Raw genomic sequence first — 23,246 nt, 5'->3', positions numbered from 1 at the left:
GTGCCCTGACGGGCGGAGCCGCAGCGCAACCGCGTATAAGTCGTATAACGACCGACTCCGCGCCGTCCCCGAGCCGGGCCCAGACCACCGTCGCCACTCCCTTACGGATACCTATGCCCGCCGAGCTCACCTTCGTCGCCCCCCGCCGCGCCCAGCCGCCGCGGCACCTCGCCGACCTCAGCCCCGAGGAGCGGGCCGAGGTCGTGTCGGGCCTGGGGGAGAAGCCCTTCCGCGCCAAGCAGCTCGCCAAGCACTACTTCGGCCACCTGGAGTCGGACACCTCGGCGATGACCGACCTTCCCGAGGCCTCCAGGGAGAGGCTGGGGGAGGCGCTGCTGCCGACCCTGCTCACACCGGTCCGGCACATCACCTGCGACAACGGGATGACCCGCAAGACCCTGTGGAAGGCCTTCGACGGGGTGATGTTCGAGTCGGTGCTCATGCGCTACCCGGACCGCGTCACCCTGTGCATCTCCTCCCAGGCCGGGTGCGGGATGAACTGCCCGTTCTGCGCCACCGGGCAGGCGGGGCTCACCCGCAACCTGTCCACGGGCGAGATCGTCGACCAGGTGGTGGCCAGCGCCCGCGACCTGGCGCGCGGCGAGGTCGCCGGGGGGCCGGGCCGGATCAGCAACATCGTCTTCATGGGCATGGGCGAGCCCATGGCCAACTACAAGCGGGTGCTCCAGACGGTCCGCCGGATCACCGACCCGGTGCCGAATGGACTGGGTATCTCCCAGCGCGGCGTCACGGTGTCCACGGTCGGGCTGGTGCCCGCCATCGACAAGCTCATCGCCGAGAGGATGCAGGTGCGCCTGGCGATCTCCCTGCACGCGCCCGACGACGAGCTGCGCGACGAGCTGGTGCCGATCAACACCCGCTGGAAGGTCCAGGAGGTCCTGGACGCCGCGTGGCGGTACGCCGGGACCACCGGTCGCCGGGTGTCGATCGAGTACGCGCTGATCAAGGACATCAACGACCAGGCCTGGCGGGCCGACCTGCTCGGCGAGCTGCTCAAGGGCCACCTGGTGCACGTCAACCTCATCCCGCTCAACCCCACTCCCGGCTCCAAGTGGACGGCCTCGCGCCCGGAGGACGAGCGCGAGTTCGTCCGGCGGCTCCAGTCGCACGGGGTGTCGGTCACCGTTCGCGACACGCGCGGCCAGGAGATCGACGGCGCCTGCGGGCAGCTCGCCGCGGCCGAGCGCTGAGCCGCCGGGACAGAGCCCCGTGACCGAGACCCTGCTGGCCTTCGCGGTCTCCGCCCTCTCCGGCCTGGTCCCGGTCATCAACATCGAGGTGTACCTGGTGGGCGCCGTCGCCCTGACCGACGGCGGCGCCCCCACCCTCGCGGCGATGGCGGCCGCCGCCGGGTTGGGGCAGGCCCTGGGCAAACTGCCCTACTACTACGTGGGCCGGGGCAGTATCTCCCTACCGTGGCTGCGCCGCAGGGCCGCCACCCCGGGGCGCTGGACCGAGCGGGCGGCGCGCTGGAGGGACAGGGCGCAGGAACAGCCGGTGTGGGGGGTCGGGCTGGTCGCGCTCAGCTCGTTCGCGAGTGTCCCGCCGTTCGTCGTGGTGTCGGTCCTGGCAGGGGTCGTGCGGCAGAACGTCATGGTGTTCTTCCTGGTCACGTGGGTTACTCGGACCGCGCGTTTCCTCGTGGTGGTGTTCGCGCCCGCCTGGGCGATGTCGTTCCTGCCGGGGTGACACCGGGGCCGGCCGTCGCGGGCCGGGCGTCCGGAACCGCGCCCGCGGGCGAGCGCCCGCGGGCGCGGCCCGCTCAGGTGCTGACCAGGTCGCGGCGGCGGAAGCCGACCAGGCCCGCCGCCGTGGCGGCCCCGGCCGCGGCCAGGACGGCGAGGAAGGGCACCGCGTCGAACTCCTCCACCGGGAGCTGCGACAGGATCTGGAACGGTCCGGCGTCCAGCATCCACTCGGGCAGGTCCATGAGCAGACCGAAGACGGTCACGACCAGCCCGTAGCCGTACCAGGCCCACACCAGCCCGACCAGGCGCGGCGCGATCCCCACGAGCAGGGTGGCCAGCCCGACGAACAGCAGCACCACCGGCAGCTGGGCGGCGCCCGCCTCGGCCACCGAGCGGATCCAGTCGGGGTCCTCGGTCACCAGCCCCGCGCCGACCCCCATCGCCAGCCCGCCCAGGAGCAGGATCAGGGCCGACGCCAGCGCGCTGACCAGGACAGCCGAGCCCATCCATCGGATCCGGCCCACGGCGGCCGCCAGGGTCAGCTCGGCGCGTCCGGTGTTCTCCTCGGCCCGCGTGCGCAGGACGGAGAGGACGGCGAAGGCGACCGCGGCCATCACGACGTAGAGGATGAGCATGCCGAGGAACCCGTTGGCCATGTTCTCCGCGTCCAGGCCCATGCGCCCCAGGAGTTCGGGGTTCTGCTCGATCATCACGTCGATCTCGGAGATGAGCGTGCCGAAGGACAGCGCGAACAGCGCCACGGCCACCGTCCACACGATGATCGACACGCGCTGCTGGCGCAGGTGCAGGGCGAACACCCCGTTGAGCAGCGGGCCCGCCCCGGCCGGTCCCGGCCGCGCGGCGACCAGTCCCGCCGCCAGGTCGCGGCGGCCCGCCAGGGAGTAGGCGACCGCGAACAGTGCCGCGATGACCAACGGGTAGAGCGCCAGCGGCCACCAGCGCAGGTCGTCGAACATCCGGGTCTGCTGCGCCCAGGCGAAGGGCGAGAACCACGACGGGGCGCTGCCGCCGCGCTCGGCGATGTCGCCGACGACGCGGAACATGAACAGCACGCCCACGGCGAGGAAGGCCAACCCGCTGGCGCCGCGCGCGTGCTCGGACACCTGGGCGCACACGGCGGTGACCGCGCCGAAGGTGACCCCGGCCAGCGCGACGCCCCCGCCGAAGGCCGCCGAGTCGGCCACGGCCAGGCCGTTGGCCACCATGACCAGTGTCAGGAGCCCTCCGATGACACCGCAGACCAGGGCGTTGGTGGCGAGTGCGGCGGTCATCTGGGCGCTGGGGCCGAGCACGTTGGCGCGCAGCAGTTCGGCGCGCCCGCTCTCCTCCTCGGCCCGCGTGTGGCGGACCACGTGCAGGACGCTCATGACCGCCAGCGCGACCACCAGGGTCTGGGTCATCTCGTTGGCGACCATCGAGCCGAGCCGGTACTCGTCCAGCCCGTATCCCGGGCCGCCGAAGACGATGCCGGTCGGCGTCTCCATGACGGCGGCGCGCGCCATCCTCTGTGCGGGTTCGGCGAACATCTCCGCCAAGGTCGGTACGGTCATGGCGAGCAGGCCGACCAGGGAGGCCGTCCAGACCGCCATCCGCACCCGGTCGCGGCGCAGGATGAACCGGACCAGGTGTCCGGTCCCGGTGAACGTGCTCATGCCGCGCTCCTCCCCTCGCCGTTGAGGGCGGCCAGCTCGTCGCCGTAGTGGCGCATGAACAGCTCCTCCAGGGAGGGCGGGTTGCTGACGAGCGAGCGGACGCCGAGCTCGGTCAGGGCACGGAGGGTCTGGTCCATCCGGTCGTTGTCGACGTCGAAGGTGACGCTGCCGCCGTCGACGGACAGGTCGTGCACGCCGGGGAGGCCGGCGAGCGCGCTGGCGTCACCGTCGGTGGTGGCGCGGACCGTGGAGCGGGTCAGGTGGCGCATCTCGTCGAGGGTCCCGGACTCGACGGTCCGGCCCTTGCGGATGATGGTCACGGTGTCGCAGAGCTTTTCGACCTCGGCCAGGATGTGGCTGGACAGCAGGACCGAACGGCCCTGGGCGCTGACCTCGCGGACGCAGTCGGTGAAGACCGACTCCATGAGCGGGTCGAGGCCGGAGGTGGGCTCGTCGAGGATGAGGAGTTCGGCGTCGGAGGCCAGGGCGGCGACGAGGGCGACCTTTTGCCGGTTGCCCTTGGAGTAGGTGCGCGCCTTCTTGGAGGGGTCGAGTTCGAACCGGCCGAGCAGGTCGCGCCTGCGGACCGGGTCGACCGAGCCGTGCAGCCGTCCGAGCAGGTCGATGGCCTGGCCGCCGGTGAGGTTGGGCCACAGCGCCACGTCCCCGGGCACGTAGGCCAGGCGGCGGTGCAGGTCGACGGCGTCCCGCCAGGGGTCACCGCCGAGCAGTCGGGCGGTGCCGCCGTCGGCCCGGAGCAGACCGAGCAGGACGCGGATGGTGGTGGACTTCCCGGCGCCGTTGGGGCCGAGGAACCCGGCTACCTGGCCGGGCTGGACGGTGAGGTCGAGGCCGTCGAGGGCCTTGAGGCTCCCGAAGGACTTCTGGAGTCCGCGCACGTCGATGGCGGGGGATGACATGGGTGTCCCTCCTGGTGGGTGGTGATCGTGAACGTGGGTTCCGGGGATTCAGGACGAGTCCTCCGGCGGGTCGCTCACGTACAGGAGGTAGGCGTCGAGCATCGACCGGTCGGCGAGCAGACCCTCGGTGTAGAGCTCCAGGGCCGGGAGGGTGAACTCCTCCGACCATTCGCGGATGACCCTGCGGAAGTCGACGTCGGGTCCGGGGTGGCGCAGCGTGACGAGCATCAGCAGTGACCCGCCGCCGGTCGCGGCGAGCCACCGGGCCCTGGCCTCGGGGTCCCTGCTCGGGCGGACGGTGCCCGCCTTCACCCCGGCGTCGAGGTAGGCCTCGATGTCGGCGGCCATGTGCTCGTACAGCGTGCGGGCCAGGTCCCCTCCCGCCTGGAGGCACCGGAAGAGGAAGGCCATGTACGGGGCGAACTCCTCGGCCTCGGCGAGGTGGTGCAGGACGGTCGTCTGGTCCTTGGTGGTGATCGACTCGGTCTTGACCTCGCGGATGATGCGCATGACGTGTTCTTCGCAGGCGACGCGCAGCTTGGCCTTGGTGCCGAAGTGGTGCATGACGAGGGCGGGGGAGACCCCGGCGCGCTCGGCGATCTCGCGGACCGGGACGTCGAATCCCCGCTGTCCGAAGCAGTCGACGGCGGCGTCGCGGATACGCGCGCGTGCGGTGAGGTCCTCCGAGCGGTCGGGGGGCTTCCCTGAAATTGAATTCATGTTCATCATGCTAAACACATGTTCAGCATGCTGGCAAGATGTTTAGTCACCCTTCTCCTCCTCGGATGCTCTGACGGCGGGGCGGCGGTCCGTCCGCTGGCCGAGCACCCGACTGAGCACCTCTCCGTCCCCGTAGACTGCGGGGCACGGTCCGGGGCGCCCCAGACGCTCCGGCGTCGAGGAGGGAGGCACCCATGGTGCGGATCGCGGTCGCCCAGTTCGCGCCGGGCCAGGACAAGGCGGAGAACGCGCGCTCGGTCGCCGAACTGGCGGCCCGGGGCGCGGCCGAGGGTGCCGAGGTCGTCCTGCTGCCCGAGTACGCGATGTTCACCGCGTCGCGGACCGACCACCGGTACGTGAAGTCCGCCGAATCCCTGGACGGTCCCTTCCTCTCCGCCGCCGCCGACACGGCCCGCTCGGAGGGCGTGCACCTGGTGCTGGGGGTCAATGAGGCGACTGTCGGGGAGAACGAGGCGGGTGAGGCCACCCACTTCATCAACACGCTCGTCGTGCTCGGTCCGGACGGTGGGCGGCGCGCTCTCTACCGCAAGATCCATCTCTACGACGCGTTCGGTGTCCGTGAGTCGGACGTGGTCCGCCCCGGGCCGATCGAGGAGCCGGAGACCTTCACCGTCGACGGCGTGGTCTTCGGTATCCAGACCTGCTACGACCTGCGGTTTCCAGAGGTGACGCGGCGCATCGCCGACGCGGGGGCGCATGTGGTGCTGCTGGCGGCCCAGTGGGTTCCGGGCCCTCTGAAGGAGGACCACTGGCGCACGCTGGCCCGGGCGCGGGCGATCGAGAACACCGTCTACGTCGCGGCGGCCGGACAGGCGGCGCCGTCGGGGGCGGGCGGCAGCATGGTGGTCGACCCGATGGGCACGCCGACCGTCGCGTTGGGGGAGCAGCGCTTCGCGGTCGCCTCCGCGGAGGTTTCGGCCGCGCGGGTCGAAGAGGTGCGGAGTATCAATCCGGCCCTGTCCCTGCGCCGTTTCGCGGTCACACCGCGCGACCTGGACTGAGGCCCCGTACCCCTACTACTCAGTAGGCATCGGGCAAATCAGATGATTCCACGTCTCCGAACTGGGGTCTTCCCAGGGTTCGTTACGTAGGGTTATGATTTCCGTGCACGGAGTGATTTGGATCGGTCCGGACACTTCCCAGTGCCGGGAGCCTCTGATTCGATAAAGAGCCGGTAACTATCGGCCCGCCAGACTGTCCTAAACCACGGGGGGAGCAAGGACATTGCGCGGAACGAGCACTGTATGTGCGACGGGTGCACGGCCTGACGACACGTCGGAAACCTACCTCTACGACCCGGAGGCGCTGACTGGGGACCAGCGTATGGGGGACGCCTGCGCTGTTTGCCACACCCAGTGGCCCCGACCCCGTCGGGTCCTCGGGCAGCTGCCGGACGGATGCCACGTGTTCGGATGCCGTGAGTGCGCGGACCTCGTCGGAGCGGGGCCCGGTGCGGCCTCCGGCCGACCGGTGTACGCCGCCCGTTAGCGAGGCAGGAGTCCGGGGGCGGCCGTTCGGGAGCCCGACGGACACGGTCGCGCTCCGGGTCCAGGGGGAGAGTCGGACCCGGAGCGCTTCCGCTGACGCGCCCGCTTCCATGGGGAGGAGGGGAATTGAGCGCGTCCTTCCAGGATGGTCTCCGTGGTCTCCTCCGCCGGCCACTCCCGGTGAGGAGTGGCCGCCACCAACGATACTCCGTGTTGCCCGCGATCGACCGTCAGTAAGAGAGATCCGTCCCGAATTCCCGTTAGGGCATCCTAACCGTTCGTGGGGAAGCCCAGGTTGACGCCGCCCTCGGGACGCTTGCCCGGGTCGATCCAACGAGCGGTGACCGCCTTGGTCCGGGTGTAGAAGTGCACACCCTCCGTGCCGTGCGCGTGCGAGTCGCCGAACAGCGACTGCTTCCACCCGCCGAACGAGTAGTAGGCCATCGGCACCGGAATCGGCACGTTGATGCCGACCATGCCGACCTGGATCTCGTTCTGGAACCTGCGCGCCGCGCCGCCGTCGTTGGTGAAGATCGCGGTGCCGTTGCCGTACCGGTTGTCGTTGATCAGCCGGACCGCCTCGTCGTAGTCCGACACCCGCACCACGCTCAGCACCGGACCGAAGATCTCGTCGCGGTAGCAGTCCATCTCCGGGGAGACGTGGTCCAGCAGCGACGGTCCGAGCCAGAACCCGTCGGACTCCCCGCCCAGGACCGGGTGCACGCGGCCGTCGATGGCCAGGGTCGCGCCCTGCTCGACACCCGACTCCAGGTAGGAGGCCACCTTGTCCCGGTGCTCGCGGGTGACCAGCGGCCCCATCTCGCTGCGGTCGTCGTCGCCCGGGCCCACACGCAGGCGTTCGACCCGCTCGCGGATCCGCGCGATCAGCTCGTCGGCGACCGAGTCCACGACCGCGACCGCGGAGATGGCCATGCAGCGCTCACCGGCCGAGCCGAACCCGGCCGAGACCGCCGAGTCGGCGGCCAGGTCCAGGTCGGCGTCGGGCAGCACGACCATGTGGTTCTTCGCGCCGCCCAGCGCCTGCACGCGCTTGCCGTTCTCAGCCGCCCGGCCGTAGATGTACTGGGCGATCGGGGTCGAACCCACGAAGCTGACCGCCGCCACGTCCGGGTGCTCCAGCAGGCCGTCCACCGCGACCTTGTCGCCCTGGAGCACGTTGAACACCCCGTCGGGCAGCCCTGCCTCGGCCCACAGCTCGGCGATCAGCAGGGACGCCGACGGGTCCTTCTCGCTGGGCTTGAGCACGAAGGTGTTGCCGCAGGCGATCGCGACCGGGAACATCCACATCGGGACCATCGCCGGGAAGTTGAACGGGGTGATCCCGGCGACCACGCCCAGCGGCTGGAGGATGGAGTAGGAGTCCACGCCCGTGGACACGTTCTCGGAGTAGCCGCCCTTGAGCAGGTGCGGGATGCCGCAGGCGAAGTCGACGACCTCCAGGCCGCGCGCCACCTCTCCCTTGGCGTCGGAGACGACCTTGCCGTGCTCGGCGCTGATCACCTCGGCGAGACGGTCGCTGTTGGCGCGCAGCAGCTCACGGAAGCGGAACAGGACCTGAACCCGCTTGGACAGCGACGTGTCGCGCCAGCCGGGGAAAGCCTCCCTCGCCGAGCGCACGGCGGCGTCGATCTCGGCCTGACCGGCCAGGTCGACCGTGCCGGACACCTTCCCGGTCGCCGGGTTGTACACGTCCGCGCGACGCTCCGCGGGACCCTGGTGACGGGCTCCGCCGATCCAGTGGGTGACGTTCTCGCTCATGCGTTTCCTCTTCGTCGGATACCGGTTGTCCACAGGCGGCCAGTCCGGACTGGCGCACCCGCCGCACACCGTGTTTGCTTATTAACAAGGGGGCGCTCACTAGCCGCCCACCTTGTGCTGCCCCGCCTCCGCCGCCCTGCTCGCGCGGCCTCGCGGGCTCGGCCGGGGCTCGGGGTGTGGAGAACGGGGTTCTGCCCGCCCGTCGTCCTCCACCGCCCTCAACGGACGCCTGCGGCGCGGTTCTCCTGTCGCCCCCGCCTGGCTCGTTCCTCGCCCGCGGCTCGCCTCGTCCCGCGGGACCCCGTACGCCCCTCTGTGCTCATGCGTGCTCACAAGTTCGCACGGGGCTCGGGGCGTGGAGAACGGAGTTCTTCGTCGTCGCCCTCGCCTGGCTCGTTCCTCGCCGGCGGCTCGGCTCCTCCTGCAGAACCCCGTACGCCCCTCGCGCACCTCAGGCCCGAGCGTCGACCTCGCGCACCGCGTCCACGAGCAGGTCGCGGCCCTCGGCGGCCTCCTCGGCGGACAGGGTCAGGGGCGGGGCCATCCGCAGCACGTTGCCGTGCACGCCGCCCTTGCCGACCAGCAGTCCGCGCTCACGCGTGGCCTCCAGGACCCGGCCGGCCAGCTCCGAGGACGGGGCGCCCGTGTTCGGGTCGACCATCTCCACGGCGAACATCAGGCCCTTGCCGCGCACGTCGCTGACGCTGGGCAGGTCGGTCAGCGGGCGCAGACCGTCGACGATCAGCCCGCCCTGGCGCAGCGCGTTGCCCTGGAGGTCGTGCTCCAGCACGTAGTCGAGGGTCGCCCCCGCCGCCGCCATCGACACCGGGTTGCCGCCGAACGTGGCCACGCCCAGCGCGTGCAGTCGGTCCATCAGGTCGCCGCGCGCCACGACGCCGCCGACCGCGAAGCCGTTGCCCAGCCCCTTGGCGAAGGTCATCGCGTCCGGGGTGACCCCGTGGTTGCCGATCCCGAAGAAGCTCGTACCGGTACGGCCCCACCCGGTCTGGACCTCGTCGGCGACGAACAGGATTCCGTGCTCGTCGAGGACCTCCTTGTAGGCGGCGTACAGGCCGTCCGGCGGCATCGCGAAGCCGCCCACGCCCTGGATCGGTTCGGCGATCAGACACGCGACGTTGGGCGCGGTGGTGTCCAGCACGTCGCGCAGGTCGGCGACGCAGGCGGTGATGTACTCCTTCTCCGTCATGCCCCGGAAGGCCGGGGCGGCGCGGTCGGTGCCGTGCAGGTAGTGGACGTTGAGCGGGGACAGGGAGGAGTTCTTCCAACCCCGGTTGCCGGTCACCGCCACCGTGCCGAACGAGCGGCCGTGGTAGCTGCCGCGCATGGCGAGGACCTCGTCGCTGCCGCGCGCGTAGGTGGCCAGGAGCAGGGCGGTCTCGTTGGCCTCGGTCCCGGAGTTGGTGAAGAAGACCTTGGCGTCGGGGATTCCGGACAGCCGGGCGATCTTCTCGGCCAGCTCGACCTGGCCTCTGATGAGGTAGAGGGTGGAGGTGTGCACGACCCCCTTGGCGATCTGACGCTCCACGGCCTCGCGGACCTCGGCCACGTCGTAGCCGATCATGTTGGTCACGATGCCGGTGAAGAAGTCCAGGTAGGTGCGGCCCTCGGCGTCCGTGACGCGTGACCCCTTACCGCTGACGATCTCCAGCGGGGTCTCGTAGTACAGGGGCAGCCAGGAGGGCATGACCGCGCGGTGGCGCGAGAGAAGTTCCGACATGACCCCAGTCTCGCCCCGCCCCCAGCTGATGACCAGGATCACCATGTTGACAACATGGCGGTCGGCTTTACGAGATGTAAAGAACAGCGGAGGACGCGGTTGCGGTGGTCAGGTGGCCGGAGGGTGATTCAGGATGTAAGGAGTCAGGGCCCGGGACCTGACAGTGCGTCCTAGTATGGGAGGGTGCTTCCCACTCTCGCCGAGGTCCTCCAGCTGCCCGCCCTCCAACGTGCCCGCCCGCGCGTCGTGGTCGGCTCCGACCGTCTGGACGTCCCCGTGCGCTGGGTCCACATCGCCGAGGTCACCGACCTGGCCCACCTGTTGCGCGGTGGCGAGCTGGTGCTCAGCACGGGTATCGCCATGCCCGACGACCCCGACGCCCTGCGGCGCTACATCGACGACCTCGCCAACGCCGGGGTCAGCGGGATCGCGGTCGAGCTCGGCCGCAAGTACCACGCCGAGCTCCCGCCCGCCTTCCTGGACGCCGCGCGCGACGCGGGGGTGCCCGTCGTCCTGCTCGACCGCGAGGCGCGGTTCGTCGAGATCACCGAGGCCGTGCACATCCGCGTGGTGAACGAGCAGCTGGAGGAGCTGCGCGAGTCGGAGAAGCTGCACTCGGTCTTCACCCAGCTGTCGGTGGAGGGCGCCGACACCGCCCAGATCCTGCACGAGGTCGCCCAGCTGTCCGGCTGTCCGGTGGTCCTGGAGAACCTCACCCACCAGGTCCTGGCCTGCGACCTCAACGGGGAGGACCCCGGCACGCTGCTCACCTCGTGGGAGAGCCGCTCACGCGCGATCCGCTCGGGCAGCCACACCGTCCACGCCCCCACCACCGGCTGGCTGGTCACCACCGTCGGCGCGCGCGGCCAGGACTGGGGGCGTCTGATCCTCATCGCCGGCGCGACCCCGACCGGGCGTCAGAGCATGCTCATCGAACGCGCCGCCACCACCCTGGCACTCGGCCGGCTGCTGGAACGCCACCAGGAGAGCCTGGAGCGCCAGACGCACCGCACGATCATCTCCGGCATCATCGACCGCGCCTACTCCGACCCGGAGGAGGCACTGGTCCGGGCGCGGGCGGTCGGCGTGCCGCTCAAGGGGCGCGAACTGGTCGGGCTGGTCCTACGGCTGCGTGAGAGCGGGACGGGGCTGGCGGGGCAGGCCCGGCTGTCCGACACCGCGGAGGGCGCCGCGCGCGCCTGCCGCGAGCTGCGCCTGCCCGCACTCGTGGGCTCGCTCGACGACCTGCGCGTGGGCATCCTGCTGCCGCTGTCGGGCAAACAGCGGCTGGAGCCGACCCTGCACATGCTCGCCGACCGGGTGCGCAGCGCGATCGGGGACACCGCCGTGCTGGCCGTGGGTTCGTCGGCGGACGGCATCCGCGAGGTGCGCCGGTCCTTCCTGGAGGCTCGGCAGGTCGGCGACGTGGCCGTCCGCCGCAACGACCAGCGTCCCTTCTACCGGCTCCCCGACCTGCACCTGCGCGGACTGCTGCACCTGTTCCGCGACGACGAGCGCCTCCAGACCTACGTCGAGCGCGAACTCGGGCCGCTGCTCGACCATGACGCGCGCCACGGCGACGACCTCACCGACATGCTCCGCTGCTACCTGGGAGCGGGGCGCAACAAGGCGCTCGCCGCCACTCGGGCCCACCTGTCCAGGCCCGCCTTCTACGAACGGCTTCGGCGCATCTCCAACACCCTCGACGCCGACCTGGAATCCGTGGAGACCTGTCTGTCACTGCACGTGGCCCTGTTGTCCCTGGACTCGATGCGCGATGACCGCTGATCTGCGACGACGCAGGGTTCCATGGCTCGGTCACCTTCGGGAAACAACCGTGCAGTAATGTGGAATCCGTCGTTGGTGGCTGATGCAGCGGCGAATTCCAAAAGTCCACAGGCCAGAATTCATCGGATTCTTGCGGACGCAAGCGGAGGATCATGTGACCCACCAGGCGGACTCCGGTCCCGCACGCAGGAACAACGGCATCGTTCTCGACGACACGGCCAAGCGCATCATCGAACTCCTCCAGGAGGACGGTCGGCGGTCCTACGCGTCCATCGGCAAACTCGTGGGCCTGTCCGAGGCGGCCGTGCGCCAGCGCGTCCAACGGCTCCTGGAAGCAGGGGTCGTCCAGGTGGTGGGTGTGACCGACCCGATGATGCTGGGGTTCAGCCGCCAGGCGATGATCGGCGTCCGCACGATCGGTGACCTGAACACGGCGGCCGACGCCATCTCCGACATCCCGGGCGTGGAGTACGTGGTGATCACCGCGGGCTCGTTCGACCTGCTGGTGGAGGTCGTCGCCGAGGACGACCCCCGGCTCCTGGAGATCCTGGCGGACATCCGCGCCATCGACACGGTGGACACCACGGAGACCTTCCTCTACCTCAAGCTCCGCAAGCAGACCTACGCCTGGGGTACGCGTTAGCGGAGTGCGGCCCCGCCCGCCCGTCACCCTCCACCACCCTCAAACGACGCCTGCGGCGCGGTATCGCCCGCTTCGTCACCCTCCACCACCCTCAAACGACGCCTGCGGCGCGGTATCGCCCGCTTCGTCACCCTCCACCACCCTCAAACGACGCCTGCGGCGCGGTGAGCCCCCGCGCGGGCAAGGAGCCGGGGGAGGCGGAGCCTAGTGCGGCCCCGCCCGCGCCCAACGAGGACGCGCGGACGGGGCCGTGCCTTGGCGAGATCACGGAGGACGCGGGCATACCAGTAGCTCGTCGCGAGAGGCCGTGATCGGGCGATGTTCGCCAAGGTGGTTCGGGTCAGAGCCGGGCGAAGGCCTCGTCGAGGATGTCCAGCCCCTCGTTCAGCAGCTCGTCGGAGATGACCAGCGGCGGCAGCATGCGGATGACGTTGCCGTAGGTCCCCGCGCTCAGCAGGATCAGGCCCTGCTTGTGCGCGTGGGACAGCACCTTGCCCAGAGCCTCCGGGTTGGGCGTCTTGTCCGCGTCCTTGACCAGTTCGATCGCGACCATCGCGCCGCGGCCGCGCACGTCGCCGATGATGTCGTACTTGGCGGCCAGCTCACGCAGGCGGCCCAGCATGAGCTCACCGATCCGGCGGGCGCGCTCGACCAGGCCGTCGGACTCGATGGCCTCCAGGGCGGCCAGCGCGGCGGCGCACGCGGCCGGGTTGCCGCCGTAGGTGCCGCCCAGGCCGCCGCCGTGGACGGCGTCCATCAGCTCGGCGCGGCCGGTCACGGCGGCCAGCGGCAGGCCGCCCGCGATGCCCTTGGCGGTGGTGATGAGGTCGGGGACGATCCCCTCGTGGTCGCAGGCGAACATGTCGCCGGTGCGGGCGAAGCCGGTCTGGACCTCGTCGGCGACGAACACGATGCCGTTGGCGCGGCAGAAGTCCACGACCGCGGGCAGGAACCCGGCGCCCGGCTCGATGAAGCCGCCCTCACCCTGGATCGGCTCGATCACCACGGCGGCGACGTTCTCCGGGCCGATCTGCTTGGTGATCTGGTCGATGGCGGCCCGGGCGGCCTCGGGGCCGCAGTTCTCGGCACCGGTCGCCCAGCGGTAGGGGTAGGCCATCGGCACGCGGTAGATCTCGCTCGCGAACGGCCCGAAGCCCTGCTTGTAGGGCATGTTCTTGGCGGTCAGGCCCATGGTGAGGTTGGTGCGGCCGTGGTAGGCGTGGTCGAAGACGACGACGGCCTGGCGGCCGGTGGCGCTGCGGGCGATCTTGACCGCGTTCTCCACCGCCTCGGCGCCGGAGTTGAGCAGGATCGAACGCTTCTCGTGGTCGCCCGGGGTGACGCGGTTCAGGGCCTCGCACACGTCCACGTAGGCCTCGTACGGGTTGACCATGAAACACGTGTGGGTGAACCGGCCGAGCTGCTCGGCGGCGCGCTCGACGACGCGCGGGTCGGCGTTGCCGACGTTGGTCACCGCGATGCCGGAACCGAAGTCGATCAGGGCGTTGCCGTCGATGTCCTCGACGATCCCGCCACCCGCGCGCTCGACGTAGACCGGCAGCACGCTGCCGACGCCCTGGGCGACCGCCGCCGAACGGCGCTCCTGGATCGCGCGGCTCTTCGGGCCGGGGATCTCCGTGACGATCCGGCGTGACTGGACGACCTCGGACGTGGCCATGCGGCTGCCTCCTGTGAACGGGCTCGGGTGAGGGAGTCGATCCGACTGCCATGACCTTAGGCGGCGCGGAACGGGGCAGACATGGACACAGTGGATAATTGATCCAGGGACCTGCGCCAATGCGGCGCGAGACACGTCGTACGGAGGGAGAGCGGATGCCCCCGACCCTGGGCGCCCTGCTGCGGACACCGCGTCTGCGGCTGCGTCTGCTCAACGGCGAGGACCAGTTGGACCGGAGGGTCGCGTGGGTCGCGGTCAGCGAACTCACCGACCCCACCCCCTACCTGGCCGGGGGCGAACTCGTCCTGACCACCGGAGTGCGCTGGGCGGACAGCGACCCCGACCACCACGACTACGTGCGCCGACTGGCCGAGCGGCGGGTGGCCGGGCTCGGGTTCGGGGTGGGCGTCGTCCTGGACGAGACCCCCCGACCCCTGCGCGAGGCCGCCGCCGAGCTCGGGGTCCCGCTGGTCGAGGTGGCGCGGGAGACGCCGTTCATCGCGGTGGGCAAGGAGGTCTCGCGGCTGCTGGCCAAGGAGGAGTACGAGGGGCTCACCCGGGCCTTCGCGGCGCAGCGCGAGCTCACCCGGGCGGCGCTGTCCGGAGCGCCGGAGATCGTCGACCGCCTCGCCCGCGATCTCGACGGCCGGGTGCTGCTGCTGGGCGACGACGGCGCCGTCAGGCACGCGGCGCCCGCCAGCGCGGCGCGGCACGCGGGCGTGATCGCGGGCGAACTGCCACGGCTGCGGGAGGCGGGCGTGCGCGCCAGCGCCTCCGTGGAGTCGTCGGGCGAGCGGGTGTCCGTCCAGCCCCTGGCCACGGGGCGGCGCGTGCGCGGTTACCTCGCCGTGGGGACCGGCGGCCCCCTGGGATCGGACGACCGCACCCTGGTCAACGCCGCGGTCTCCCTGCTCTCGCTCGAACTGGAACGCAGCGGCCGGGGTTCCTCCGCGCAGGCGGGGGAGGGCGTCCTCGTGGCGTTGCTGACCGGGGCGCTCGACCCCCGCCACGACGGTTCCGCCCCGCTGCGGGCGATGCTGCCGAACGAGCCGGTGGTGGTGGGCGTGGGCGACGCCGCCGGGGCGTCCCACCCGCCCGAGGGCGTCCTCGTCGCCGAGCACGGGGGCCGCGCCCTGCTGCTGGCCGGTGCCGGGACCTCGGGCGCCGTGATCCGCGAGGTGCTGGACGGCCCGGCCGGGGTGAGCGAGCCCGTCGCCTACGCCGACCTGGACACCGGTCTGGCCGAGGCCGAGCGCGCGCGCAGCGTCGCCCGGGAGGGGGACGGCGGGGTGGTGCGCGCGGGCGACCTGCCCGGGGGCCTGCTCGGCCTGGCGGAGACCCCCGTGGGGGCGCGCATGGCCGAGGACCTCCTCGCGCCGCTCACAGGCCAGCGCACGGGCGCCGAACTCCTGTCCTCACTGCGCGCCTACCTGGCCAGCGCGGGGCGCTGGGACGCCGCGGCCGAGTCCCTGGGCGTCCACCGGCACACCCTCCGCTACCGGATGACCCGTATCCGGGACCTGCTGCCCGGGGACCTCGACGATCCCGACTACCGGGCGGAGCTGTGGGTCGCACTGCGCGTGCTCGGGATCGGGTAGTCGTGTTCTCTCTGGGCCTCCGCTCCGCCGCCGCGCCGCGGACCCTGGAGCGGACACGCACGGCGAGCACTGCCGTCACCCAGCGTGAAAGTCGGGGAGGTTTCCCTGTTCGGCCGGTCCGGGGCGCGTTCTTCCACGACAATGGGCGCTGTTAGCGGGCGGTAATCACCCGATCACGGGTTGGCGGACCGGGGGGCGACGTGAGGTCACTGCGCGACGACGAACAGCAGATCGGCGGGCCGTTGGGGCCGGGAGGGGTCGCCGGGGCGCCGGGCCCCGTCACCACCCAGGTCGGCCGGTCCGGGGTGGGGGCGGCGTCGCTGCGCTGGAAGCCTCCGCTCGACCACGACGAGGTCCGCTCCGTCCTCGCCTACCTGCGCGCCTGCCTGAGCCGTGAGGCCGTGCACACCCACGTCGTGAGACCCCATGACCTCTCCTCCGACTCCTGCGCCTGCCTCCCGCCAGGCCCCGAGTCCCTCTTCAGCGGTGCCCGGGAGACCGCGCTCCTGCACCCTGCGGCGGCCCGGGTCATGCGCCTGGCGCAGACGCGCGGCCAGGCCCTCCGGTACGGGTACCCGCTGGTGATCCTGGGGCAGGGGGCCGACCGCGTCGCCCTCCCGTTGCTCACCACGGACGTGCGCGTCGTGGACGACCTCGACGGGGACCCGTGCGAGCCCGGTCTCCAGGCCGAGGCCGGGGCGGCGGTCCGCGCCGTCGGTTCACCCGACGTCAACGCCGCCCTCCTCGCCCGGCTCGGGACCACGGACCCCGACGACCTGTTCGAACTGCGCACCCGCCTGCGCACCGGAGCCCCTGACGCCGCGCAGCGCCCGGCGGCCGTCGCCGACCTCGCGACGAAGGTGCGCACCCTCCTCTCCCGGCTGGAGATCGAACGGGTCGACGACATCGACCCCCTCGGCACGAGAGGACGGCCGACCTCCCTCGGCAACGGGGCGCACAACGTCGCCGTGCTCTTTCGCGCGGGCCCCGGCGGACACCTCGACGGGGACGACCACGAACCCGGCTCCGTCGAGGGCGTCCTCGCCGACCTCGACCCCTCCGACCGGGACGGGCTCGACCCCGAGGCGGCCGTCAGCACCGCCCTGGAGCCCTTCCTCGGCCGGTCCGCCAACGCCCGCCCGCTCCATCCGGACCAGGCCCGCCGTTCCTCCGCCGGTCGGGCCGTCCGTGGGATGGCGCCCGCCGCCGCCCGGGAGCCGCAGGACACCGCCGCGGTGGTCCCCGTCTCGGCCACCCCGCTCAACCAGTCCCAGTACGCGGTGCTGAGCGCCGCCATGCGCGACCAGCTCACCGTGGCGGCCACCCCGCCCGGCAGCGGCGCACACGAGCTGGTCGACGCCCTCATCCGCACCGCCGTCAGCAACGGCCAGCGCGTCCTGGTCTGCGCGCGCACCGAGGGAGACCTCGCCGAAGTCACGCGCCGCGCCTCCGTCGCTCCGGGGCACCCGGTCGTCCGCGTCGGTGGTCCCGAACACCGCGCGGCCGAGATCCGCCAACTCAACCGGCTGCTCATCGACCACGCCGGAGCCTCGCCCCCGCTCGCGTCCGACACCGCCGACGGCGAACCCGCCTCGCACCGGGCGGACCTGGCCGACGACTGGGCGCGCGTCCGGGAGGCGTGGCGGGCCATGGACGCCATGGCCTCCGGCGGGCACGCCCTCGCCCAGCTCGCGGAGGAACGCGGTCGCAGCATCGCGTGCGGATGGGACCCCGACGCCCTGTTCACCCCCGAGCGCGGCGGGCCCGAGTACTGGCTGCACCGGGCCGAACGCGCCGGGGCGGGCGGATTCGTCGGCCTCCAGCACCGGGCCGCCATCCGCCGCGAACTGGGCGTGAGCACCGATCCCGACAGCCTGGCCAGGCTGTGCGCGGTCGCCCGGATGGAGAGCGACTGGCGGGCGGCGGTCGACCGGCGGACCCGCTGCGCCCCGCTCGGTGAACTCACCAGCGGGCTGACCGACGCCCTGGCCGGACACCGCAGGTCCAGCTCCGCCTGTCTGAGCGCGGTCACCGAACCACGGCTCTGGCGTGGCCGGGCGGCGATCGAGAACCGTCTGGAGACCCTCAACTGGCACCACGGCACCGGCTGGCCGGGCGTGTCCAACCTGCTGGACACACTGCCCACGTGGATGTGCCGCACCGACCAGGTCCGCGCCCTCCCGCCGCAGGCCGGACTCTACGACCTGGTGATCGTGGTGGGGGCCGAGCGCACCAGGGCCGCCGAGGTGCTGCCCGCCCTCTACCGCGCGAGCCGGGCCGTGGTGCTCGGCGACCCCGCCCACCCGGGGCCGATGAGCGTGCTGGAACCCGCCGAAGAGCGTCGGGCCCTGGTCGCCGCGGGGATGTCCCCCGACCAACTCGACGACCGGGGACTGCGGCACGGGGCGGGTTCGGCGCTGCGAGCCGCCTACAAGGCCGCGCCGCCGCTGTTGTGGCTGGACGAACACGCGGGGGCGGCCCCGCCGCTCGCCCAGACCGCCTCCCGGCACTGCTACGGGGGGCGGGTCGCCGTGCGCACGGTCCCAGACCCGACGGGCGGCCCCGCGTTCGCGTGGCACGATGTCCGCGGAACGTGCGAGGCCGCCCCCGGCGCCTCCTACGTCAACCGGGACGAGGCCTACCGTGCGGCGGTGGTGGTCGACGAGATCGACGCCGAACTGCCCCCCGGACACGTGATCGCCGTGGTCGCCCCGACCCAGCCGCAGGTGGCGCTCATCCGCCGCCAGCTCCGTCACCGCCACCCGCGCCACCAGGTGCGGGTCGGCGGACCCGAGCTGCTCGGCTCCGACCGGGACGCCGCCGACGTCACCGTCCTGTCGCCGATGCTCACGGTCGCGGCGCCCGCCATCGCCGAACGCAGGGTCCGGCGGATGATCCACCTGTGGTCGTCGGTGCTCACGCGCACGCGCCGACGCCTGGTCGTGGTCGGCGACCGGGGGTACTGGATCGGCGGTGACGGGCCGCTGGCCGACCTGGACGCCCTGGTGCTCGGCGCGCGCGCGGCGGCCGGGACCGATCCCGCCAGGGACGCCCTCGTGGACGAACTGCGGGGCGCGGGCACGTCGGTGGCCCCGCTCCAGACCGTCCAGGGCTGGACGGCGGACCTGGTCGTGCGGTTCGCCGCACGGCGCCTGATCATCCTGCTCGACCGGGAGCCCGACGGCCGGGCCCTGCGCCACCTCATCGTCCGGGGCGAGGCGCTCAACCGGGTCACCGGGGACCCCGTGGTCCTCGTCCCCGCCTGGAGGTGCCTGGCCGACCCCCGCGCCCTGGTCGAGGAGATCCTCGCCGCGTACTGACGACGGGACCGCTCCCGTCCGTCGGCCGCGGGAACCCGTCCCGGAAGCGGGATCGGCGGACTACGCTGATCGGAGCACGATGTCCGGGGTGCGATGGTTCGTCCGCTCCCCGGGGCGCGGAGGGGAGAACACGGGTGCCTGAGGGCCACACACTGCACCGGTTGGCGGCGCACTTCGACAAGACCTTCGGCGGCGGCGCGGTGCGCGCCTCCAGCCCGCAGGGCCGGTTCGCCGACGGAGCCGCGCGCGTGGACGGCCGGGTGCTCACCGAGAGCGAGGCGCACGGCAAGCAGCTGTTCCTCGGCTTCGACTCGGGGGAGTGGCTGCGCGTGCACCTCGGACTGTACGGGGCGTGGACCTTCGGCGACGCCGACGGGGAACGCCATCTGGGCGCGCCCCGCGCCGAGGGCGCGGGCCGCCGCGACCTGGAGCGGGACGCCGGGGGCTTCGTCGTTCCGCCCGCCGCCGCGGGCACCGTGCGCGCCCGGCTCGTCAACACCTCCGGCTGGGCCGACCTGCGCGGACCCTCGGCGTGCGAGGTGATCACCGAGGATGACAAACGCGCGGTCCAGGACCGGCTGGGCCCCGATCCCCTGCGTGCCGACGCCGACCCCGAGCGGGCCTGGCGGACGGTGAACCGCTCCCGGACCAGCGTCGCGGTGCTGCTCATGCGACAGGACGTCATCGCGGGGATCGGCAACATCTACCGGGCCGAGTCCCTGTTCCGGGCGGGGATCGACCCGCTCACCCCGGGCCGCGACCTCACCCGTGACCAGTGGTCCGCGCTCTGGGCCGACCTCACGGCCCTGCTCCGCGACGGTGTGCGCGACGGCTACATCATCACCACCCGCCCCGAACACCGCCCCGACCCCGACGCCCGCCCGGTGCCCCGTCCGGACACGCTGTACGTGTGCTACCGCACGGGTGAGCCGTGTCGCGTGTGCGGGTCCCCGGTCGCCTCCCGCGAACTGTCCGGGCGCACCCTGTACTGGTGCCCCGGCTGCCAGCGCTGACCCGGATCCGTACGGTTTCCCGCCCCGGTGCCGTAGACTCCCAGCCGCGTTCTTAACCGGTTCAGCTTTCACGTGTGCATGGGGGTGCGTTGGGGTCTCAGATGCGTCGACCGACCATCGTGGACATCGCCCGGGTGGCGGGGGTGTCCAAGGGCGCGGTGTCCTACGCGCTCAACGGCAAACCGGGGGTGTCCGAGCGGACGCGTCAGCGCATCCTGGACATCGCCCGCGACCTGGGGTGGGCCCCGAGCGGTCCCGCGCGCGCCCTGTCACCCGGAGGCCGGGTCGGCGCGGTGGGGCTCGTCGTGGACCGCCCCGCGCACGCCCTGGGCGTCGAGCCGTTCTTCATGCAGCTGGTCTCGGGGATCGAGGCGGAGCTGACCGTGGCCGGGGTGGACCTGGTGCTCCACGTCACCGAGGACCAGGAGGCGGAGCTGGCCGCCTATCGCAGGTGGGCCGCCGAGCGGCGCGTGGACGGCGTGATCCTGGTCGATCTGAGGGTGGACGACCCCCGGGTCGGGGAGGTGGAGGAGCTGCCGCTGCCCGCCGTCGTCCTCGGCGGTCCGGAGGGCGCGGGCGGGCTGCCCTGCCTGCACTCCGACGAGGCCGCCGCGATGCGCGAGGTGGTGCGCTACCTGGCCGCTCTCGGGCACCGCGGGATCGCGCGGATCGCCGGTCCGGAGGGCTTCCGGCACACCCGGGACAGGACGCGGGCCTTTCGCGCCGCGGCCGAGGAGGCGGGGGTGGCGCGGACGCGCACGGTGCACGCCGACTACACCGGGGAGGCGGCCACGCGCGCCACACGCAGGCTCCTGGCCCTGGCGGAGCGGCCCACCGCCCTGGTCTACGACAACGACCTCATGGCCGTGGCGGGTCTCGGCGTGGCTCGGGAGATGGGTGTGGACGTCCCCTCCCAGTTGTCCATCGTGGCCTGGGACGACTCCGTGCTGTGCGGCCTGGTGCGCCCCTCGCTGACCGCGATCGTCCGCGACACCGTCTCCAGCGGTCGCGAGGCGGCGAGGATGCTGCTCGGGCGGGTGGCGGGTGACGGGGTCGTGAGCCGACAGGCGCCGCCCGGGGAGCTGCACCCGCGCGCGAGCACCGGACCCCTCGCCCCCTGAGGGGCTCCGAGGCGCCGTTTCCGGAGCGGATGCGCAGGTCCTCCCGTTACAAGCGGATAACGCCCATGCTGCCGGGGATTGACGGGCGTGATGCGGACATGCTGTTGTGGACGTCACTTACCCGGTTCAGCAACGGCCTTCCGCGCTCCGTTTTGGGAGCGCTCCCAATCTGCCGTGCGGCGGAGGGACCACCCCCACCGAAGGCCGACCGGGGTCGAAGGAGGAGTCTTGATGAGAGCACTGCGGGTTCCGGCCGCTCTCACGGCGCTGGCCCTGGCGGCCACGGCGTGCGCGGGCGGCGGCGGAGAGGGAGGCTCGGGTGCCTACCCCCGGAACGAGACCCTGTACACCTCCGGGACCGCCTGGGGACCGCCGGTCAGCTGGAACCCGTTCATGCGGGGCCAGTACGCGGTCGGCACGATCGGACTCGTCTACGAGCCGCTCTTCCTCTTCGACCCCATGGAGAACGAGTACGTCCCCTGGCTCGCCGAGAGCGACGAGTGGACCGCCGAGAACGTCCACGAGATCACCCTCCGCGAGGGCGTCCAGTGGACCGACGGAGAGGCCCTGGACGCGCAGGACGTCGTCACCACCCTCGAACTCGGCCAGATGGACGCCGCCCCCTACAGCAACGTGTGGGACTTCGTCGAGAGCGTCGAGGCCACCGACGACCGGACGGTCACCGTCACCTTCTCGGAGTCCCGTCCACAGGAGTGGATGAACTGGGCCTACGCGAACCCGATCGTCCCCGACCACATCTGGGCCGACAGCGGCGAGGACGACCTCGTCGACAGCCCCAACGAGGACCCCGTCGGCACCGGCCCCTACGTCTACGGCGACCACGCCGACGACCGCATGATCTGGGAGCGCAACGACGACTGGTGGGCGGTCGAGCAGCTCGACCTGGACATGGACGCCCGCTACATCGTCGACATCGTCAACGCCTCCAACGAGGTGACGATGAACATGCTGTCCCAGGACGAGCTGGACCTGTCGAACAACTTCCTGCCCGGCATCGACCAGCAGCTCACGGGCGACGAGACCCTCACCAGCTTCTACGACGGGCCGCCCTACATGAAGAGCGCCAACACCGCCTGGCTGGTGCTCAACCACGACCGTGAGCCCATGGACGACGTGGTCTTCCGGCAGGCGCTCGCCCGGGCCATCGACATGGACCAGATCATCGGGGGCCCCTACTCCAACCTGGTGGAGGCGGCCAACCCCACCGGCCTGCTCCCCGCCTGGGACCAGTACATCGACCACGAACTGGTCGCCGAGGCCGAGCTCGGCTACGACCCCGACGAGGTCGTCGGCATGCTGGAGGAGGCCGGGTACCTGGACGAGGACGGCGACGGCTTCGTCGAGACGCCCGACGGCGACCCCATCGAGCTGACCCTCATGGTGCCCTCCGGCTGGACCGACTGGATGGAGGCCGCGCGCCTCATCGCGGAGAACGCCCAGGCGGTCGGCATCAACGTCGAGGCGGAGTTCCCCGAGTTCGACCTCCTGGTGGACAACCGCAACGCGGGTGAGTTCGACATGCTCGTCAACAACGAGCGCCAGCAGAGCAACACGCCCTGGACCTACTACGACTACCTCTTCCAGCTGCCGATCCAGGAGCAGCAGACCACCGTCAACTTCGGCCGGTACGAGAACGAGGAGGTCTGGTCCCTGGTCGAGGAGCTCGCGGCCGTCCCGACGGACGACGTCGAGGCCGCGGCCGAGGTCACCTCGCGGATCCAGGAGATCCAGCTGGCCGAGATGCCCGCGATCCCGCTCTGGTACAACGGCCTCTGGTCGCAGACGAGCAACGTGTACTGGACCAACTGGCCGAGCGAGCACGAGGACACCCCGGACTCCGCCGCCGCCCTCTGGAACGGGTGGTTGGAGCTGGGCGGCGTGCTCACGCTCGCCGAGATCGAGCCGGCCGGCTAGCGGTGTTCGTTGAGGGCCGCCGCTCCGCTTCGGCCCGCCCGTCGCCCGCCACCGCCCGGGGGCCGCTTCGCGGCGGGGCGGGCACCCTCAACGGACGCCTGCG

At 72.0% G+C, this 23,246-nt stretch carries 16 protein-coding genes; 10 read left to right on the top strand and 6 right to left on the bottom strand.

Features of this window, described 5'->3' with window-relative positions; translation table 11 throughout:
• Positions 1–113: 113 nt before the first annotated feature.
• On the top strand, positions 114–1,211 hold the full coding sequence (gene rlmN, locus KIK06_RS16460; RefSeq protein ID WP_017596739.1) for a 23S rRNA (adenine(2503)-C(2))-methyltransferase RlmN: 1,098 nt from the start codon (positions 114–116) through the stop codon (positions 1,209–1,211).
• A gap of 19 nt (positions 1,212–1,230) precedes the next feature.
• A complete protein-coding gene (locus tag KIK06_RS16455) occupies positions 1,231–1,710 on the top strand; it encodes a hypothetical protein (protein WP_017596738.1) in 480 nt (159 codons plus the stop codon).
• A gap of 73 nt (positions 1,711–1,783) precedes the next feature.
• On the opposite strand, the gene KIK06_RS16450 is transcribed toward KIK06_RS16455, so the two are convergent.
• Genes KIK06_RS16450 through KIK06_RS16440 form a run of 3 tightly spaced genes read right to left on the bottom strand, consistent with a single transcriptional unit; the run spans position 1,784 to position 5,031 of the window.
• Positions 1,784–3,382, bottom strand: coding sequence for an ABC transporter permease (locus tag KIK06_RS16450; RefSeq protein WP_268643900.1), 1,599 nt, complete (start codon positions 3,380–3,382; stop codon positions 1,784–1,786).
• Positions 3,379–4,302: an ABC transporter ATP-binding protein gene (locus KIK06_RS16445; protein WP_017596736.1), complete on the bottom strand. Its 924-nt coding sequence runs from the start codon at positions 4,300–4,302 to the stop codon at positions 3,379–3,381. Before KIK06_RS16445 ends, KIK06_RS16450 begins: the two co-directional genes overlap by 4 nt.
• Positions 4,303–4,350: 48 nt before the next feature.
• Positions 4,351–5,031, bottom strand: a complete 681-nt coding sequence (locus tag KIK06_RS16440) for a TetR/AcrR family transcriptional regulator (protein WP_268643898.1) — start codon at positions 5,029–5,031, stop codon at positions 4,351–4,353.
• A gap of 185 nt (positions 5,032–5,216) precedes the next feature.
• On the opposite strand from KIK06_RS16440, the gene KIK06_RS16435 reads away from it, so the two are divergent.
• Entirely contained in the window at positions 5,217–6,044 is an 828-nt protein-coding gene (locus KIK06_RS16435) for a carbon-nitrogen hydrolase family protein (protein WP_268643896.1), read from the top strand.
• 756 nt (positions 6,045–6,800) lie between these two features.
• Here the strand turns inward: KIK06_RS16435 and KIK06_RS16425 are convergent.
• Together KIK06_RS16425 and KIK06_RS16420 are read right to left on the bottom strand one after the other, a co-directional pair.
• Entirely contained in the window at positions 6,801–8,309 is a 1,509-nt protein-coding gene (locus tag KIK06_RS16425) for a CoA-acylating methylmalonate-semialdehyde dehydrogenase (RefSeq protein WP_268643894.1), read from the bottom strand.
• 451 nt (positions 8,310–8,760) lie between these two features.
• Complete coding sequence (locus tag KIK06_RS16420) at positions 8,761–10,047, bottom strand: aspartate aminotransferase family protein (protein WP_026127259.1); 1,287 nt, start codon at positions 10,045–10,047, stop codon at positions 8,761–8,763.
• A 183-nt stretch (positions 10,048–10,230) separates the two neighbouring features.
• Here KIK06_RS16420 and KIK06_RS16415 point away from each other — a divergent pair, with 183 nt between their 5' ends.
• Together KIK06_RS16415 and KIK06_RS16410 are read left to right on the top strand one after the other, a co-directional pair.
• Positions 10,231–11,835, top strand: coding sequence for a PucR family transcriptional regulator (locus tag KIK06_RS16415; protein WP_268643893.1), 1,605 nt, complete (start codon positions 10,231–10,233; stop codon positions 11,833–11,835).
• 154 nt (positions 11,836–11,989) lie between these two features.
• Positions 11,990–12,478: an Lrp/AsnC family transcriptional regulator gene (locus KIK06_RS16410; RefSeq protein ID WP_017596730.1), complete on the top strand. Its 489-nt coding sequence runs from the start codon at positions 11,990–11,992 to the stop codon at positions 12,476–12,478.
• A 340-nt stretch (positions 12,479–12,818) separates the two neighbouring features.
• Here the strand turns inward: KIK06_RS16410 and gabT are convergent, their stop codons facing one another.
• Positions 12,819–14,156 carry a 4-aminobutyrate--2-oxoglutarate transaminase gene (gene gabT / locus KIK06_RS16405; protein ID WP_268643890.1) on the bottom strand — a complete coding sequence of 446 codons (1,338 nt, stop codon included), beginning with the start codon at positions 14,154–14,156 and terminating at the stop codon, positions 12,819–12,821.
• Between the two features lie 155 nt (positions 14,157–14,311).
• Here gabT and KIK06_RS16400 point away from each other — a divergent pair, with 155 nt between their 5' ends.
• The 5 genes from KIK06_RS16400 (at position 14,312) to KIK06_RS16380 (ending at position 23,143) form a co-directional block, all read left to right on the top strand.
• A complete protein-coding gene (locus KIK06_RS16400; protein ID WP_268643888.1) occupies positions 14,312–15,754 on the top strand; it encodes a PucR family transcriptional regulator in 1,443 nt (480 codons plus the stop codon).
• 200 nt (positions 15,755–15,954) lie between these two features.
• A complete protein-coding gene (locus tag KIK06_RS16395) occupies positions 15,955–19,074 on the top strand; it encodes a DNA helicase (protein WP_268643887.1) in 3,120 nt (1,039 codons plus the stop codon).
• A gap of 134 nt (positions 19,075–19,208) precedes the next feature.
• Positions 19,209–20,087: an Fpg/Nei family DNA glycosylase gene (locus KIK06_RS16390; protein ID WP_268643886.1), complete on the top strand. Its 879-nt coding sequence runs from the start codon at positions 19,209–19,211 to the stop codon at positions 20,085–20,087.
• Between the two features lie 101 nt (positions 20,088–20,188).
• Positions 20,189–21,208, top strand: a complete 1,020-nt coding sequence (locus tag KIK06_RS16385; protein WP_026127774.1) for a LacI family DNA-binding transcriptional regulator — start codon at positions 20,189–20,191, stop codon at positions 21,206–21,208.
• Positions 21,209–21,439: 231 nt separating this feature from the next.
• Positions 21,440–23,143, top strand: a complete 1,704-nt coding sequence (locus KIK06_RS16380) for an ABC transporter substrate-binding protein (protein WP_017599535.1) — start codon at positions 21,440–21,442, stop codon at positions 23,141–23,143.
• Positions 23,144–23,246 lie beyond the last annotated feature (103 nt).

Origin of the sequence: Nocardiopsis sp. EMB25, assembly GCF_026797795.1 — a bacterium.
GTDB classification, from domain to species: domain Bacteria; phylum Actinomycetota; class Actinomycetes; order Streptosporangiales; family Streptosporangiaceae; genus Nocardiopsis; species Nocardiopsis lucentensis.
This window is presented reverse-complemented; position numbering and strand designations above follow the sequence as displayed.